Genomic DNA, 19,633 nt, shown 5'->3' on the forward strand with positions numbered 1-19,633 from the left:
CGCCACCTACGCCAACCGATCGACGCAAGCCGCAGGTCCTGCCCCGGTACAGCCGATCGGGAAACGAAGGCGTCTCGCTCCGAACTTCGGCGATTCCGATGAGAGCACGAGGCCGGCAACAGCTTCCGGCCGCAACGCCACGGCAGACCAAATGGCGGCTGTCGCGACCGGCGCGACGTCCCCCGCCGCCGCGCCGCTCTCCGGCCACGCGATTCCGTTTGCCCCCGAATTCGATCCGGCAGTGCTCGATCGACCGGTCGGAGGCCACAACAGCCACCGGGACGGTCATATCCCCGCGGAGCCGGTATGGGCAATGGGGTTCCATCACGCCCCGAAGGACCAGGGCCCAGAGGAATTGCCTGCAGCAGAGCAGGCCATGGCTCGCTCCGGCAACCTGAACGCCCCTGGTCGGCAAGAACCTACCGAGGCTGTCGAGCTGGGGAGCATCGACCCGAATCTCTCCTCGAAGGAGCAACTCGGCTCGATACAGGCCGCCATGTCGGAACTGCTCGCGGACTGGCCGGTCCCGGAGCACCTTTCCGCAGCTCGAAATATGATCGCCGTATTCGCTCGTCCGCTGCGCGGGCCGGCCGTCGTGCACGGGATCCGTACCACGGGCGACAACAGCCCCACGGTTACCTTCACACTTACCGAGCACGGCCGGGCTTGGCATGCCGAATTGGCTGCACACGGCGCAATAACGGTGACCATGACATTCCGGGAAGGCGACCATGAAGACCAGATCGACCGCCTGATCGACGCACTCGTCGGCACCGACGACTCTCTCCTGGTGGGCATCCAATCCGCCCCGGCGTTGGATGCCTTGTCACACCAACGCGTGGAAGTTCCCGACCAGGTCGCCGGAGTGCCGGTCGAGATCCACACTGCACCCGGCGCGTTCGGACCCAAGGTCCGGGTAACGGCCAGATCGTCGAGGCTACTCAGCGAATACGCGCGCGATTACGACAAGCCCGCGCCCACGATCCATCAATCGCTCCCGGTGCCGACAGGTTCGTCCTCGTCATCGGTCGCGCGGGCCATCACACTGTTCACACCCCAGTTCTGGGCCGGCGCCGGACAACCAGCCGACGAGGCATTCGACTGGTTCGCTCGCGTAGCGGGTGAGTATCCCATTCGCAATGGAACTGCTATTGCGACATCGACGCAGTTGACGATCACCACTTCGGGCGAGCCGGGAGCACATACGGTCAACTACCGGGCAACCGACATGGCATCCGGCCGGTCGCGCGAACTCACCCTGCGTGAGACTTTCGCCTTGGCCGATCTGGCGGCGCAATCCGCGCGGCGCATCGAGACCGGCCTGCCCGGCCCCGGTGATACCGGAACTGCCATTCCGACCACGTACCGCGATGTTGAGGAGTTGCACGCCGCGCTCGGCCAGCTGCCGCCCGGGGGCTGGATCCGGTTGACCGAACAGGACGATGACTCCACCATCAGCTACGAGATCTATGCACACGACGGATCCCTGATCTTTGTCGATCCGCGACACGGCAGTGCCTGGGACTACTCGGACTATCGCCCCCCGCGTCACGCCACCTGGGAAGGAGTCCTTTTCGACGCGGCCGGCGAGCCGTTGTCACCATCGCTGGAATATGTGCAATCTCTGACCCGCCAACGGGCCGCCGAGTGGGAGCGCCTCGACCTCGACCTGCCCTCCGAAGACTCAACTTTCGAACGGCAGCGGTTGATACACGTGCACCGCCGCCTCTGTTATACGGAAATCGACAGGATCGACGCCTCGCTGGCGCGCTTGCACGCGGACCCGCCCGCCGACCGGTACGTACTGGCCGAACCACTGCTCGTGCAGCGAGCCGAGATACGCGACCGGCTGGACGCCTTGACCGATTTCGAGTCGCTGCTCTTGCGACACGACCGGGCAGTGACGCGGTTCATCGCACCCGCGACCGAATTGATGTTCGCCGAGGAGTTCGTGCGCCGCAACGGCGAACTGGTTACTCCGCAGGTAGCACGTTTTGCCACGCCACCGGGTCATCCGCCGGAGATCTGGGTTGCCGCCAGGCCCGGCGGACACATGCGCGCATTCGAGGATGCGGTCACAGTGGCGCCGGATATGGCTCCCGCGTTGTGGTCCGGCCGGCTCATCCGTTATGTCGAGATCGACGCGGGGCCTTTCGGAGTCGAATCCAGGACACTGACTCCGGAACAGGCCCGGGATATGGAGCAGCCGTATCGGTCGTCATTCCGCCGGGTGCTCGAAAAGCAGTTGCTGAAAGCTTATTTCGAGCACCGACGCCGCTTTTCCGATCCGGACAGCTTGCCGGATTGGCTGGCGCCGCTGGATCCGTCGTTGTCCAACGCTTCCCAAGAAGACAGTTCATCCTTTCCACCCGAGCCGTGCCGGATCGCACTACGTTTGATGCGCACAGGTATCTCCAGCGAGATAGCGGCGCTGTCCATGGAGCCGGCCCCGGAACAACAGCTGGTTCGGATCGAGACCGGATGGCTGGAGACAGTAGTCGTCCCGGTCGAACAGGAGCAGAGCGACGCCGCATCCGCTGCCGGGTGGGTGGTATCTCGCCCTCGAAACACTGGTGATGTCGCCGACCTGATGGCACAACACTTTGCGCAGCTGAAGCCGCGGGGGTTCAGGCGGCGCCCGACCTTCGGCAGTGTCGACCAGCTGCGCAGGGCTGTGGAAAAGATCCTCGACAGCGACCGGCCGCTACCGGAAGAAACCCGACCGGATCGACCGATCCGGGCTACAAGCGTCGACCGGGCCGAACTACCGCGCGCTACGGTCAGTGCCCGAATCGGCGATCTGCCGGACCCCGGCCAGTTCCTCCAACACGAATATCGCGCGATCTCCACGGTTCTGGCAGCGGTTTTCGACCCCGGCACGGCCACGACATTGCGGCGTCTGCTTACCGACTACATCCTGACACCACCGCACATGCCCATATCGGCGCCCAATGCCGACGGGGTCACCGAACTGGCCCGAACCCCCGTCTCCGACCTGCGAAAATGGCACCGCACCCTGCCCGACGCGAGAGCACGACTGTACGCGCTCGGCCTCGGACATCGGTATCGACAGCTGCTGCTCGGCCTCGAACAAGCGATTCGAGCCGGCGAGCAAGATCCCGCCAACGGAACCGGTGAGGCGGCCGATCCGGCGGCCATGCCCCCGGGGCGCCGGCCGAAGATCCGCGGGCCCTGGATCTTCGCCGAGGACCCACTCGACACCAGCGGTAATCCGCTGAACCGGCACGCCGGGAAAGCCGCCCGCGACGCCGCCCTGAAACGACTCGCCGAGCCCCACGCAACCGGCGGCGGTATGCCCCGCAACGACGGCCGCGGCGCGAACCGGACACCATGGAATGCACAACAAGACCCCTCCACCGAGTCAGGGGAAGTACACCTCGCCCGCTTCGCCGAGCAAGTTGCGCAGCGGGTGCGGTTCACCATCGAAAGAATGGTCGATCGTGGTGACATAGCACTGAGCACCGAACAACTCCGGCAGCTCGTCCGCGATATCAGCACCGGCACGCTGGAGACAGCGAACCGCGAGATCAGCTCCACCGCCACTGATATCGGGCAGCGACTCGCCGATGTCACCGCGGTGACGATCCGAAGGCACGTGACATCGGCACAGCTGCGACAGAAGATTCTGGAATCGCTTCCGGCCGACATCCGTACCGGGCCTTACGGTCGACAGTTGGCCCTGCTCCCACACGAACGGCTGCAAGAGCGGGTGCGGCGGCTGAAGGCCGACAGTCCCGTCCGACATCGAGTCCTGCTGCTTCTGTGCCAAGACCGGGCGACACTCGCGGAAGCGTCGCGGGTGACCGGTTTCGACACTCATGTTGTCGAGACCTTGGCCCACTATGCAGCTCACAACGTCGCTGATGTACCTGCTGCCCAGGTGATGGAACCGCTCCCGGAGCAAGAGAACCCGCCTTTGTCGGGCGAGAAGATGCTCGTCGCGCTGGCGGGTGAAGCTTCGTCGGCGGCACGCGAGAATATCGCGGACGAAGCAGGCAAGCTGCACATGCTGATACCACTGCTACGGCGCGCCATTCGGGCCGGCCGGATAAGAGTCGGGCAGCGACTGCCACCCTCCACGGCGCTGGCCGACCAGTGGGGAACCGTGTCTCACGCCACCATCGCCAAGGCATATCGCCGCCTGACGGAGGAGGGGTATCTGGTTGCACGACCGGGGTTGGGAACCAGGGTGGCCGAGCGGGCACAGTGGCGTACGCCGTCGGATTCCGAAGCTGCGGTAGCGCCCTTCGCGTCCGAAGTAGCCCGGCTCTTGCAGCGAGAGGCGGCAACGAGCAGCGGCTCCACCGCGGCAGTGGCGTCCGCGCTCCGTCGGCTGATCCGGCGAGGCACGCTTCCCGAGGGCACCCGGCTGCCACCAGCGGCAGCATTGGCCGAACATCTGGAGCAGGCATCGGCAAAGACGGTGAGTTCGGCCTATCACCGCTTGGCTCACTACGGCTGGGTACAAACCTTCAACGGCGGAGGCACCACAGTGGGCGGTGTCACCGTCGAACGGCTCCGACTGCTCGACGAACATGTCGCCGCGGGCCGCAACGAACAGGCCGAGCCCGTGATCCGAGAACTGTTCGACAGTGGCGTCTTCCGACTGCCGAGGCGAATCGGTGGACCGCGAACGCAGGACGCGATCGTCGCAGAGGTGAGTGCCGCGGCAGCCGGCCGACTGTCTCGGATCGGTGACCACAGCATCGAACAATGGGTGGATCTGGTCGCGTGGAATCTGGTCATCGAGCATCAGGCAATAGCGGAATTCTGGCGCAGAGCACAAGATTTCGTCGTCGAGGGTGCGCGGCTCGCAGCGGCCGATCCGCTGCTCGCAGTACTGGCCGACACCACGACGGTATCCGTCCGCGATCAACTATCCACACTGACAACCGGCCGGCAGAAGCAGTTGCGCCTGTTCTGGCCGATCCCCGGTACTCGGAATCCACCGCCCTCGAAACCACTCGCCGAGAGCCCCGCGCTGTGGGAGGCGGTCCGCGAACTCGTTCTCGCGATCGCCGCAACCCACGGCGTATCCGCGTCGATCCCGGACGAACCGGTCAGGCGCGGACGCCGCGGTCGCGTCGCGAGCAAGGTCGACACTCCCGCGCCTGCGGTGGATATCGAGAACCTGGCCCCTGTCACGGCGCGGCTCATCAGTCACGAGATCGGCGGGGAGATCTTCGATACTTACGGCTTCGAGGTACTCGGATTCGACAAACTGACGGTCCCGGTCGCATTGTCCATCCGAAACGCCATCATCGATCACTTCGACGAAGTCCTGCAGCTGTACACCATGGGGATCGGCGTGGACTCTTCGCTCGCCGAGCGGAAAGCGATACTCAATCGCATCCCCGGATGGCGCGACCGGGCGCCCGAAATCATTTGCGTTGTCCCGTCTCGGAAGTCGAGAGGCGCGGCGGCCGGACGGTCGAACGTCGGGAACGACGCCAGAATTCTGTACATCAGCGAGAGCAATTTCCGCGAGGACGAGGCATCGAGGAACGCGAAGATGCAGCAGGCGTGGACCGATTTCGCGTGGAATCCGACCGGAAGCGTCTCCTACGCGGTTATTCGTCACGAACTGGAACATTTCTTCGACAAGCGGGCGCTGGACTCCGGTGCGGAGGCGAAGCTGGAGTCGATCGAAGCCAAGGTGATGGGTGCGCTGTTCACCCACTACGACAATCTCAGGAATCCTGAGCGCGCGCTGGCGACGAACGCGTTCGGCGCGCTCACCGAGCAGGACATCCTGCGCTTGGGCGGCATACCGTCGATTTCACCCGATATCACCTTCCCACAGTGGGTTTCGAGCCTTCCGAAGAACACACGCTCTCAGAAACCGGAACATTCCGATGATGCCGAGTACCAGAACTTCCGGCACTGGCTGACCCAGCTGATGGACAAGCCCGGGTTCACCATCGACGAGAGCAGGCTGAAGGGCAACGACCGCACCGGCAAGTACTCGCTGCGGGAATGGTTCAACGCGTGGCGTGAACAGATGACCGTCGAGCAGTTGGCGGAGATCGAACGCGCCCGGGAGTTGTCGAGCCTGCAGCCGTCGGAGCGCGACGGCAGGCTGGTCGCCGTGCCGAAGCTCGGCGACCAGGAAATGGTGGACGTCGGCGAGATGCTGGCGGAGGCACCGCTCGCTTTCGGCCGCAGCGCTCCCCGTGACCTGTCCGATCCGGCCTATCTGCTGCAGGCGTTGGGGCGCGAGCTCACCGTCGCCGAGGTCTGGCGTGACATCGACCGGCGCAACGCCGTTGCAGCACGACGCGCCGCAGATCCGGGACCGATCCCCCCACCGGCACCGATGCGCGTCACTATCACCGCCAACGGTCGCGCCGCCACCGTCGCCGCCGCCTGGCGGGGCAAGAAATGGAAGGCCTCCGACGACTTCCGCAAGCGCTTCGACGAAATCGCACACATGGTGGACCGGCAGCAAGGCGTCATTCTCGGCGTCGGTCCGGAGTCGTTGCCCTCCGAGTACGCGTCGTTCACAGTGTTCGATCATGTGCCGACAGGCACCCTGGCTCGCGACATTCAACACATCGGGGAGGTGGCCCGCAGGCGATCGGTTCACCTGGAGCAACTGCGACTGTTGCTGTTGTCCTCATCTTCTGCAGTGGAACAACTCGGTCTCGCCGACTGGGCTCGGACCGGTGCCCCCACGGCGGAGCTGAATCCTCGGGCGTTGCTGGACCGCGTCCACGAAGCCGGGCGCACCGACGACGGACTCTCGGCCGAAACCGCAGACCGGTTGGACGCCATCGTGCGGCTCGGGAGCGAACTTTCATCGGCACGAGAGCAGGCTGAATCGTCGGCACGAGCCGACCTCACCGCACTGGGCCTGAACATGTCCGGCATTAAGCTGGCGGTCGATCTGTCCGGCCGGATACTGGTCGACCGCACGCCGGAGCGCAAGGCCGAGCCCAACGTTCACTCCCTCATCGTGAAGTCGCTGGAATACGGCGATACCGACAGCGCCGCAAGGGCATTCGACGCAGGCTACGGGAAGTTCCTGCGCGGGTGGCTGACGAAGGAGCGCTTCGGCAAGGAACCACGTTTCGTCGACGACCTCGCCGACCGAATCTTCGCCCATGCGGTGTCGGACTGGCACAACAACGCCGGACGCAACCTCGGCGAGCGTCTACGACGCAGCATGGACAGCGTTCTGTCCGAGGTATTCAACATCCGCGAGCTCGTCCGGTTCATCCGTACCCGAGCAGCCGAAGCATGCGGTGACATCACCGCACAGCGGCACGTCACCCGGATCCTCACCGATATCACGGCCACTGAATTCGACCGGGCTTTCGACGCACTGTCCGAGCAACAGCGTGCGCTGCTCGGCAGCTTCCGCCCGGATCGCACGCGCCCCGTCGATGCACCGACCAGACGAATCGTGCTGGACGCCATCGACGAGCTTCTCCGCGCCGCCGCTGCCATCCGTCAGCTCCCCTACCCACTCGCACTCGACGACAACGACAGACTTGCTGAGATGCTGGGTCAACTGCGCGACGTCACCAACTCTGTGCCCGAGCATGTCGTCGAGTGCCTGGTGCAGACCGTCCGCACCACGTGGGCTGTCGGCTACGACGATGCCATCGTGCCGGATGAGCGGGCCGTCACCTGGGGAGAGCTGAGGGACAGCCTCCGTAGCGGATTCACCAGGATTCCGGCTTCGGCGCTCACCGCCGAGACCGCCGACGACTCACCCATTGCGCAAGCGCTCAACCTGCTCGGAAGCCGGGTGGGCAAGGGCGACACGAAGATCGACACCCTGGTCTTCGTCGTAGACGAGGGCGACCGGGCACACAGCTTCATGGCAACGTCCGTGGGGGATGACGTGGTCGTCTTCGATACCGATCTCCCCGAGCCTGCTATCGATCCCGGAAGCATTCCCGGCCGACAAGGGACTGAGCAGCGAACGCCTCGGGTCCGCACCCGCGAGGTCTGGGAGCGAGAGATGTCGCGATCTGCTCGCGAGATCCTGGACGTTTTCGTGACCGGCTTCACCGCGGATGCCGAAAGCCGACTCCACCCCATCCTGCAAGAGGATGTCGACGGTCCAACCCCGGAACAGGAACTCCACGAAATCCATGGTCTTCTCGGCCGCCGGGCGAAACACCTGTGGCCGGGTTCTACCGCGGACCTACCGAAGCTCGAGTCGCTGGCCGATGCGATCGCGCGCAACAGGTGGCTCGTCAACAAGCTCAACAACGCCTTGGGGGTGGATATCCGGTGGGCAGAGGAGTATCGAGCACATCTCGATTCACTGCAGCCGTATGCGGAGAACATGGCACAGGCCGAGCGGTGGCTGGCGGACCTGACAGCGACCGAGGGACGAATCCGCGCGCTGGTGGGTGGTGTGGCACGACGGACCATCGACGGCGAGACGGTCGGATGGGACCACGGCCTGCAGCTGAGTGCTCTGTCCGGCAGAGACGCCGCAGCACGCATACGGTGTCTCGAGGGTGGACGCGACCTCCGCCTGGCGAGGTTCACACCACGAGTGATGCGCTGGCTCGAGAGCTACCGTGAACCAGGGCAGCATCCCAACCCGGCGCTGGCCTACGCGGGCGAATGGATGAGCGACGCAAATCTGAGCGGTATCACCGCGCCTTTCGGCACCATTACCAGGGCCCGGGCTTCATGGACGGAGCTGGCGCCGGTGGCAGAGCTGTGGCACGATCTCGACCGGTATGTAGAACCGGACCCGAATCGTGCATCGAATCCGGTGAAGGACACCGTATTCGCCTGGTCGTGGCTCTACAACCGAGTCTTTTGGACGTCGGGCCCGACGGTGCAGTTGCGTACGGCCCGCCTACCGGCCGGTGAGATCATCCGTGGTCGTTGGGTCCACCAGGAACAGTATGTTCTGGTCGTCGACGAACAGGCCGGCCGGGAACAGATCCGGGCCGAACTCGATACACATATGCGCTCGCTGATCGGTGAGGGGTATGTGCCGCGGCAAGCTCCACCGCGAAATATTGTGCGCGGAAAATTAGTTACCGCTGCTGCAGAGAATGCCGGATACCTCGCGGGCGCGGGGGTGACGGCCGCACTCGATATCGGATTCATGCCCTGGCCGCTGATCGGCATGATGGTGGGCGGCGCGGTGCGCCACGGCGGCGGGATGGTCACGGGATACGCGGCGGCAAACAGAAAAAAGCAGCGAGAAATGATCGCCGACCTCTACGATGCCTCGACAGCAGGTGGAATAGCGCCGCCCGCGCGAAAGATCATCGATAACCAATATCGCACTGCGGTAATGTTGGGAGAAGTCGGAAAAGTACTGGGCCGCAATACGTTACAGTACGCCGCCCCCGATGCGGCGGTGCAGCTCTCGGAGCCGCAGAGCGTCGAACTGCAGCATCGGGCCGAGAATGTGATGCGCATGCTAAGGCGCGGAATCGAAGAAGGTATGTGGCCACTTCTGGTGCCGAAATATGTAGCGCAGAACGATTGGTTGAATATCCACTTCCGGCCGCTACACGGAACCTCCCTGCCGGAAGCGAACGGCGCCTACGAATTCCCGCTGGTAGGAGGCCGATTCATGAAACGTTCGACGGCGTACTACAGTTTCGAGGTCGGCGATAAGACGCCGAGAACCTATATTGACTTCCGAAACACCGGTCGGCTCGACGAGTTCCACCTCACCATGGTTCTGTGGCCGAACCTGTACTACGCCACCGATGAGCAGTTGGCGTACGAATTCTTCGATCATTTCTCTCGTTCGCTGGCTACCGTCGGCTCTGCGTACGCCGATACGACCAGCATGAAAGAGCGGGTGAAGGAACCGGTAATCGTCAACGGCCTCTACGCGCCGGCGACCGTGGGGTTGGCGAGCGCACTCGGTGTCGAAGCACTGGTTGCCTCCATGATCGCCGGGCGAGCAGCTGGTGCGTTGGGCGCGATTTCCGCCGACGTGGGGATGGAAGTGTCGAGCCGGTATCACCAGAAGAACACCTATTACGACATGCAGAAGCGGATGGGCTTCGATACCTCGACCGGGCTGGACGCGGGTCTCGATCATCAGTCTCTGGAGCTGAACAGCGAGCAACGAGTCCAGCAACGAGAAATTTTGGCGCGCTTCGGGATAACGGGGGAGTCCCGCACGGCTAGCACGTTCGGCGCGGACGAAAATGTCCTCACCGTCGTGGGGCAGGTAGTCCAGGAATGGGCCGAACAACACGACGCGGTCGACAGTGTCCAGGTCGAGCTCCTTCGCCCAACAGCACGCACCAAGATCGCCGATGTTCCGGTGCGAAAGATTGCGAACGGCGCCGAGGAGATGCGGCTGGCAACCCTGCGGACCACTCTGCGTGACGGACGCCGGCTGGTTTTGTATGCGGTGATCTCTGTCAACACCAACAGGAGTTACGAAACGCCGCTGGTGTCCTTCCGGGGCGCCGGCTACCACCGCGGGTTCTCATCCGGCAGGGGTATTCGGTGGGAGCAGTACCGGGAACGCCTCATCGACATCAGGCTGCCCGTGCACTGGCGACAGCATTTTCCGGAAACCGATGAGGCGAAACTGCGCCGTACGCTGGACGATCTACTCGCCCGCGAGCGGATCATGCACGGGATGCCGGTGAAAGAGCTGATCAAGCGAGGCCTGGCGCGGGCCGCCGGAGGCGATGTGGTGCCCGGGCTGCTCGCCTTGTTCGCCAACGATCCCGCCGTGGTCGTTCGCGAACTCACGAATGCGGGCATCACCGTCACCCAGGACAGTCTCGGCGCGATCCTCAACGCGGCGGAGGAACAGCGAGTCATGAACAGCCGGGCGAGAGCCTATTCTGCGACGCCGACTGCCCGGACTCTCACCGACGATTGGGAACGCTCCCTCGTCCACACCTACGACAGCATCCGCGCAACCGCGGCACATGTGCGACGCGCCGCCGACGCTCACCCGGACCACGCACAACTTCGAGAACTTGCCACCAGGTGGGCCGGACGTGCCGCACTGGTGGACCGGCAACCCTGGGAACAGGTGGACGACGTCCTGGCAGTCATCGAACAAGCGGTGGCCGAGGACGATCATGCCGAAGCGGTGTTCCGGCTGGGCACCTCCACCGTCGTCCAGGTGAATACCGCTCGCACCGGCAATCTGCCGCCCCGTCGCGAGATCGTGGAGATTCTTCCGAATATCCCGGGCGGCGGAACCTATCTGCGACCGAACCCCGACCAGTACGCCGATGTGGGGAGCTACCTCGTCTACGACCCGGCCGACCTCGGATCGCTGCGTCCACTGCTCACCGGCTGGTTCGCACAATGGCACGGATCTCCACTCGGTGAGATGCTCTTCCGCTCACGCGGAATGGATGTGTCGGTATCGGAGGGCAGCGCGGCGGCGAGCCGGGCGGCGGCCAGCCGCAGCGACGGCGGTTCCAATGTCGGAGATATGGCGTACCTCGCAGTGGGGGGACTCAACGGTCTGGGACAGGCGTGGGTGGATCGCCAGTTCGCCGATAAGGAAACCCAGGCGGACCGGCTGTATCAGGCGTTGATGCACCGCGACATCGTGCGGCCCACCAAACCGCTCGAGTTGCTCATGCATCGATTCAGATGGGACAAGGAAGAGATATTCCGGCAGATCGTCGCGGACCTTGTCGCCGTTGCCGAGTGGACCGGCGCCACCATTTCCGACGATCTGACGCCGGTGCTCGATGTTCTCCGGCGGGATCCGGACGCCACCAGCGACGAGCACACCGAGCCGCAAGGACCGCGCTCGCCGCGCGGTATCCTGCGAGCCGGCACGGCGGATCTCTCCGTGCAGCCGCGGCCGGCCCTTTTTCCTGGTCGGGAATTCTGGCAGCAAGAAGTACTCGCCTTCGCAGGTCACAGCACGGAAAAGCTGGCCGAGGAACTCGGAATGTCAGCCGACGATGCCCGCATCATGCTCGACGACGCGATGGCACGTACTCACCTGCTCACCGAGCAGGAAGTAGCTGACGCCGAGACGCTGTTGCCCGAGAATCGGCAGGATCCGCGGCGGCAACACCTGGGGCGTCCTTTCATCGACTGGTCCACAGCAGCGATCTGGCTGGCACCACAGCGCACGGAAATTATGGCGACAGCGTGGCTGCGGCAAGTACTGCGCTTACAGCGTGGCTCGCCAGTGGACGAGGCCGCCCGGACCGAGACCACCCCCACGGCCGTCGCGCTCCGGCGTGAACAGGAAATCACCGAGCGGCTGCGGCCCTGTCTGGCCCACGTCATCGACCTGTTCGGTGACGAGGCGTCGCAAACGCTACATGCGGATCTGGATACGTCCTCCGGATCGGCTGTGCACGACCGACTCCGGGCTCAGCTGGAGGAACTGGAAGGGTATGCTGCCCAGTTCGAGCTGGATGTCATGGCGGGCCGCCCGCCGCTGGAAGTGGATCTGTGGACGACAGCACAGCCCCGAATCAATCCGACCGGTCCCCGTGGGGCACACAGCGATCCACGATCTCCATCCACCACGGACCTTCCGGCGGAGGTACTCACATGTTTACCATGGGTACTCGACCTCCTCGAGCGACACGGCCTGCCGGTGAACCGGCCTGGCCTGGAGGTGGATCCGACCGCCGGGCTCCGGGCCGCCGACCTCCAGAGCGGTGCGTCCGTCGGGCTGCAACAACAATCGCGCACTCCTTCCGAGCTATCCCGCGACCCGATGAAGGCAGTGGTCGACGAGCTTCTCACCCAAGGCAATGCCGGCGAGTTCGCCGTTGTCGTCGTCGGCAAGGACGAACGTGCGCACGCCTACCTGATCCGACGCCTGCCGGATCGGACCGGGCTCGGTGCCATCAGGATCTACGACCAGCTCACCGGTGGCGCGCCCCGCTCGTATCTGGATTGGAAAGCCTCCTACACCGATCCCGATGAGACCCATACCTACGTCGGCTACTTCGAGCGTGCAGACGACGGCAGCCTCCGGTCGCGTACCACCCCCGGACAATCCCAGATCGATGATGCCTTCGCCACGGTGAATATCACCGGGCCACCAGCCGAGGGGCCGGCGGACCCCGAGCGGGGAAAGCATCGGCCGAATCCGGAGAATCCGGCGGCCGACTCCCCCGTTGGGGCCCGTCCCACTCCGTGGACCGGCAAGGCGTCGCGAACGCGGAAGGATGATCCAGAGGGCTCTGCCGCCGCGCGGATCTCGACCCCCAGCGAAATCGGTGAACTTCCGAAACCACAAGTACTCGCTGCGGAAATGCTCAACTTGAATCGGAGTTACGCATATGTCGGCGACCTGATGCGAATCGCGGCGCGCGAGAAGCACGGCCCCGACTGGATCTACAGCGCTGATCACTGGGATTGGCAACTGAATTGGCTGGCCGAACGCGGCCCGAGGCTCAGTATGCTCCTCGCGGTCTTCATGGCCGCCCTCGAAGCGGAGACGATTCTGGGCCTGCCCAACACCAGCGCCGGGCCACTGATACTCGGGCAACAGCGTCCTCACACCCAGGACGACCTGCAGGTGATCTACAAGGCCCGCACGATGCGGTGGGGAACACCGGAGGTCCCCAGCGGCCCGCAGACCGCAGCCCAGGCGAGCGGGATCGGACAGATCGGGCGCGACCTGTCATTGGACGAGTTGCTGCAGTACCTCTACATCCTTCTGGTTGCTGCGCGCCCGGTGTTCCAACTCGATCTGGATTTGACCCGCCCACACGCCACTGCCACCGAATTCGCACACTTGATGCTGGTCCCCCGCGAAGGCGCGTACGGGCTGAATTACCCGGGCTGTCGCGCTCTGGACCGCGAATCGGACGCGTACTTCCGTGCGCGCATAACCGGAGACCTGCTGCTGCCGCAGATAGCGTGCCGGCCCGTGTACGACCGTTTCCTGAACCATTGGGTGGAGCCGTATCAGCTGGAGCACGCACGGCAGATACTTCGTGCGCTCAACGCTGCCGCGCCATCGCCGGAAAACCGGGTCGCCCGGTGGTTCGCCTCGGTCGTGGTCGAAGCGCTTGCCGCGCCACCTGATCGCGCTCCCGACATACTCGATCGGGCGTTGCGCGCACCCCGCGGCACAGGCGTGTCCTCCGGCGACAACGCCCCAGTCGAGCAATTCGTATCCACGGTGCGTGACCTGATGGGTGGCGAGTACGACTTCGGTCGCTATATGCAGCATCGCCAACTCCCGGAATTTCCCGACTTCGCACGACACGTTCGCGGCGTGCTGTCGAACCGCCACTCACCCGAAGCCCTCTCCCGAGTGCCGTTCATCGCCAACGTATTCGCGGCGGAGGCGGCATTCGACCGACATCGTGAGGCCGCACCGGACGGGGTCGTGCCCCACATTCGGGTGAGTAGTTCACTTCGGCGCGCAAGCCCCTCCGATGACAGCTCCGACCTCCATCGGCCGACCGCCGCCGCCGAGGCATCGGATCGACTTCTTCGACATGCCCGCGCGTACGACTCGGCCCGCCGGCACAGCATCAACGTCACCACCGCAACCGCCGACTACGTCGCGGACCTGCTCACCGTCGCCCACGGATCTCTTGTGAACGGCGAGGTGACCAATGCCCTCGACTACTTGACGACTGCGACTGATGCGCTGGAATACGCGGCCGGATATCGCTCGGACCGTACCGAAATCGCCGCAGCGGCAAGCGCTCTGCGAGACCTGCGCGAGCAGGTGAGCACCGCAGGCACCGAACGAATCGGTGAACTTGCCGAGGCGTTGAACGACCACGCAATGCTGCACGACGTGGTTGCTCTGCTGCGCGTCATCGCTTGTATTTCGCATGCCGCGACCACGCTGTGGGCTTACGGGAACGACGAGGCGACCATCCCCGCCGAGATTCTCACCGACCCCGGTACCTTGGAAATGGCGATCGCAGCCCGGCTTCGCCCGGTTTCCGGCGAGGATCCGATCGCAGCGCTGCGCACCGAACTCGGTGCCGAAGACGGAAATACGGCCGTCGTCGCCGACGAAAGCCACGTCTGGGTGGTCACGAATATCGCCGGGCACCTGTTCGTCACCGACCCCCTCATCGGATCGGATGCCGACGTCCCACGGACCCGGGACTTCGATACCTGGCGCGCCGAACATGGCGCCGCCTCGGGCCGATTGTTCGCCGCCCGCTTCACCGCGCCGACCGGTGCGTTGTCCCGGGAGCGCGGACATGAGCTGAACACGGTGCCGGAGGCCGACCTGCCGCCCAAGCTCCAGGGCCGACCAGGCGACGCCGATGCTTCGACCGGCTTTCCCCAACTCAGCGACGACCGGATCGAGTTGCTCCGGCAATTCGCCGACGATTCGACCAACAAGGAAATCGCGACATCTCGCGGCACAACCGTGGTGTGGGTCAAGCAGGAAACCAAGGTGGTAGCCGAAAAGCTCGGAACTGCCGACAAACTCGGTACGTCCGAAGAGAAGCTCGCCATGCTGACCAAAGCTGTTCGTGTGGGCCTCTTCGAGCCGGAGGATTCGCTGCGGCACTTCACCCAGTACACCGTGGAGGAGATCAGTGTCCTGGCTCACCGGATTCGAGGCGCCAAGTATCAGGACATCGCGAATCTGCTCGGCATCCGGGCGAGCACCGTCGGTGCCCGAATGCGGTCTATCCGCACCAAACTGCACGTAGCCAGTGACGCAGCGGCTGCGGCGCGGACCGTCACCGCCGTCGACGCCCTGATGGCGGCCCTGCGCACGCTCGCAGCGGGCCGGGCCGACTACTACGACGAGCAGGAACTGCATGCCTTCGCGAGCGCACTCAGGGTCCCGCCGGATCCGGAAAATATTGTCGCGGCAGCGATTCGCACCAAGATGATCGATCCCGATCCGGCGACCGTCGCGACGATGCAAGTCGACCGACTACTGTCTCGAACATCTTTCAGCGCCCCTCCCCCCGGCGTCGACCCCGTCGGGACGATAGAGCGCGCCGTCCAAGGCCGGGCAACGGTCGCCGGCATGGTGTACGACCTGCGCCGCTCGGTGCTGTCCGGACGTCTACCGGTGGACACTCGGTTGCCTTCGACGCAAGATCCCACCCGGACGGACGCTGTCCAGCAGGCATACGAGCGCCTAGGCAAGGAGGGTTACCTGCTGTTCGACCATGGCCGACCGGTCGTTGCCGAACACGACAGCTGGCCCGTCTCCCCCGACACCCTCCCGCACCATTTCGCGGACGACCCGGTTCCCTATCCGAAGATCGAAACCCACGTCCACCTCGAAGGTACGGTGCACCCGCACTCCTTGCTGAACATGGCGCGCCGCAACAACATCGAGCTGCCCGCCGACAGCGTCGAAGGTCTGCGCCGCCTGTACGCTTTCACCGACTTCAGCCAGTTCCTGTCGGTGTGGCGGATGACGAACAACGCGATCCAGACCGCAGACGACTACCGTCGGATGGTCGTCGATTACGCCGCGGAGGCAGCCGCCCATCATGCGGTGTACGTGGAGGCGAGCCTGTCCCCGATCGCGCGGGTGCAGTGGCACGGAAAGAACTTTCCGGAAATCTTCGCCGGGGCGACCGACGGAATCGCGGAGGCAGCCGAAAGATTCGGTGTCACAGTCCGTTTGACCCCGAGTCTGATCTGGGGCGGCGAACCGGAATGGGCCGAACAGCTGGCTCACGCGGCGGTGCGATACCGCGATCGGGGCGTCGTCGGTCTGGATGTGGGCGGTAACGAACAGGCCCGCGGCGACGTATCGCTGTTCGACCGTGCCATCGACATCGCCACCCATGGCGGTCTGGGCATCGCACCACACGCCGGGGAGACCGGCGGCATTGAGGCCATCCGAGAGGTGTTGCGCTGGAACCCGAAACGGATCCGGCACGGCATCGCGGCAGCCGACGATCCGGAGCTGATGGCGGAACTGGCCGAGCGCGGCATCGTCCTCGATGTGGCCCCGACTTCCAATCTGCGGACCGGCGTCGTGACCGAGGCCGAACAGCATCCGGTCGCACGGCTGCTGGCCGCCGGAGTGCCGTGCACCATCAGCACCGACGACCCACCGATGTTCAGCACCGATCTGAGCAGCGAGTACATACTTCTGGAGCAACTCGGCGGTACTGGTGCCGCCGCCTTCGAAGCCGGGATCACGGGCGCGTTCTGCGCGGATTCCGTCAAAGACCGGCTACGCGGAATTCACCGTGCTGCGTTCACGCCTTCCGACCGCGCCCAGGATGCGGACGAATCATGGGTCCTGACACCGTATTCCGCGGTTTTCGCAGAACCAACATTGCGAAACCTGCGCTCCCCGGACGACTACCGGCATCTGGGTGGCACCGACGGCACAGACATGACACGGGACGAGGCTCTGGCCCTGCACGCGCACAACAAGCGATACGGCGACGTACTCTCCGGATCCTATAAGAATGTCTACGTAACGGACCACACAGAGTTCGCGGTTCTGGAATACAGAGAATCGGCTGATTCGCTGAACTACACCCTGGGGACCGAAGAATCCGAAATTCTTCGAGCCGTCGCGGAGGCGACGCCGAGCGACGAGGAACTCACGCTCCCTCGTGTCCTGTTCGTGGAGCGGGATTCCGAAGGGAACGTCCTGTGGGAAATCCGGCCGAAGATCCATCCCGGGCACACGATGTCGATCTATTACCCTGAAGCGGCCGAGGCGATAGTAGCCGCGGCCCGGCAACTGGAACGAGTCGGATTACAGACCGATCCGGAGGATGGCGACCCGCCGCCGCGCCGCCGCGGCCATATTCGAGTACCCGCAGACTATCCGCACACGGCGTCGGGGTACTTCGCGATGCGAGTGAAACACCTACACGAGGTGTACCGCCGCCACGCACAACGGGAGCCCTACGCCACCATGTTCCGTCGTCTCGGTGTATCCGAGGCGATGATCACCGGCCTGGAGCATTTTTCCGGTCTGGTCAGGGATCAACCCCTGGCGCTGGGGCATGCCGATATCACCGTGGCGAATGTCCCGAAGATCGGCACCGATCAATACCGAGTCGTGGATCTCGGTATGGCCCATCCGTTACCGGTGGATTGCGAATCTGCCACCATCAACCACCGGGATCCGGGCGGCCTGCGCCCCGAGACCCGCCCGCACGAGGTTCATCTGACGCCGTGGCTCGCACTTCTGGACATGGAGCGTGCGGTGGGCGACACCATCCGCCTGCTGGAACTGCCGACCGATTCGAGTGCGGACTCCAGCCGAAGAATTGGCCTTGCCCAGTACATCGAATGGGCACTGATCAGTGCATATGTCGATGCCTACGGCTCGGTCGAATCGATGCCGACACTCACCGACATACTCGCAATCGCCGACGAACTTCACGACCCCGAGGCCACCGTTACCTCCACGACGCACTCAGACGAACAGATCGATCGAGGCGAGCACGGCGCGTCAGGTAAGGCGACCGGATTACCCGGAGCGGTGCCGTTCCGTCCTCTCGACGAGGCAATGTACGACGCTCGGCAAGAACTCATCGCTTATACCGCAACGAGAGTCGCACAGATTACGAACGCGGCGACCGAAGCCGAGATCAGGGCCGATCTCGACGAGCGCCACGAAGCCTTCTTCAGTCGGTACCCGCAAGCACAGGCCGGCCCGGTCAATTCTCAACTGGTTCTGTACACCGCCGTGCGCAGTTGCATCGCTTCCCTCGCCACAGAACTCGGCATGAGCATTCCTGCGCTGCGGATCGCGATGAAGAATGAACTGACCGAGTTGGTGAGCGGCAAGCCACTCGGGGTGCGCATCTCCGAGGAGAGCCTGCTCGGCCTTCTCGCCGACGGTCGCTACAAAACACAATTCGAGACCGGACGCGGCAACGGCGCAGTCGCCAACCATCCGGAAGCAGAGGATACGTGGTTCGGGCATCCCGAGAATATGGATCCGCGGCAGCGACCCGCATACGGATACGTACTGCTCGGGGACGAACGCCCCGCTGGCCTGTCCGACGAGAGCATCGATATCCGCACCGAACTGCTCGCCGCATACGGCCGGATCGAGATCGTCCTCAAAGACACCGTCCAGGAACGAACCACCGTCTGCGTCGGCGATTCACTGGCCTATGGCGGGGGCACGCCGGGCGGTAAGCCGAGTCGGACGGTGCCGTCTCCGCTTCTCGATCCTCAACCCGAATCCTTCGGCGTCGCACCGCTGTCCACCACCGACCCCGAAACTCTGCCCCTCCGCGGAATCAACCGCGACTACCACAGTCGCTCCTTCCGCCACCACCAATTCGTCGAAGCACAAATCCACGGCGGCTTCACACTCGCCGACATCGACCACATCAACCTCCCCGAAGCACCAACACCCGAACTAGGCGCCGCACTCGACCACGCCGGAATCCCATGGCGAGTCCTCAACAGTCGAACTGTTGCCGAAAGCGGCAACCCCGACACCATCACCGCAGAAAAACAACGACTCCACGAAGACCTCACCGTCATCGACGCAAAAATCGACACGATTCGAGCGCAACTCGAGCACGCTCTCGATCTGGCCGATCCGAAAACCGAGCTCGGCCGATATGCGCAAGAGCGATCGATCGAATATCGGACGAAGCTGCGCTCTGCCGAAACCATGCGTCGTCACGTCACCGAAGCTCTCGCCGCCTTGACCGGTTGATCAGACGGCGTGAGCCACCGAGACTCGTGATCACGATTCGACCTCGGGAGGTAC

1 protein-coding gene (only partly in view) is annotated in these 19,633 nt (G+C 64.3%); it reads left to right on the plus strand.

What is annotated here, in order from left to right; all coding sequences use genetic code 11:
• A protein-coding gene (add, locus tag NV2_RS14025) for an adenosine deaminase (RefSeq protein ID WP_067873181.1) crosses the window boundary here: on the plus strand, positions 1 to 19,579 show its final stretch. It extends 35,324 nt beyond the left edge of the window; the window shows 19,579 of its 54,903 coding nt (coding positions 35,325-54,903); its start codon lies beyond the left edge, outside the window; it ends in the stop codon at positions 19,577 to 19,579.
• Positions 19,580 to 19,633: the final 54 nt, after the last annotated feature.

Source organism: Nocardia vermiculata NBRC 100427, assembly GCF_001613265.1.
In the GTDB taxonomy this organism is placed as follows: Bacteria; Actinomycetota; Actinomycetes; order Mycobacteriales; family Mycobacteriaceae; genus Nocardia; species Nocardia vermiculata.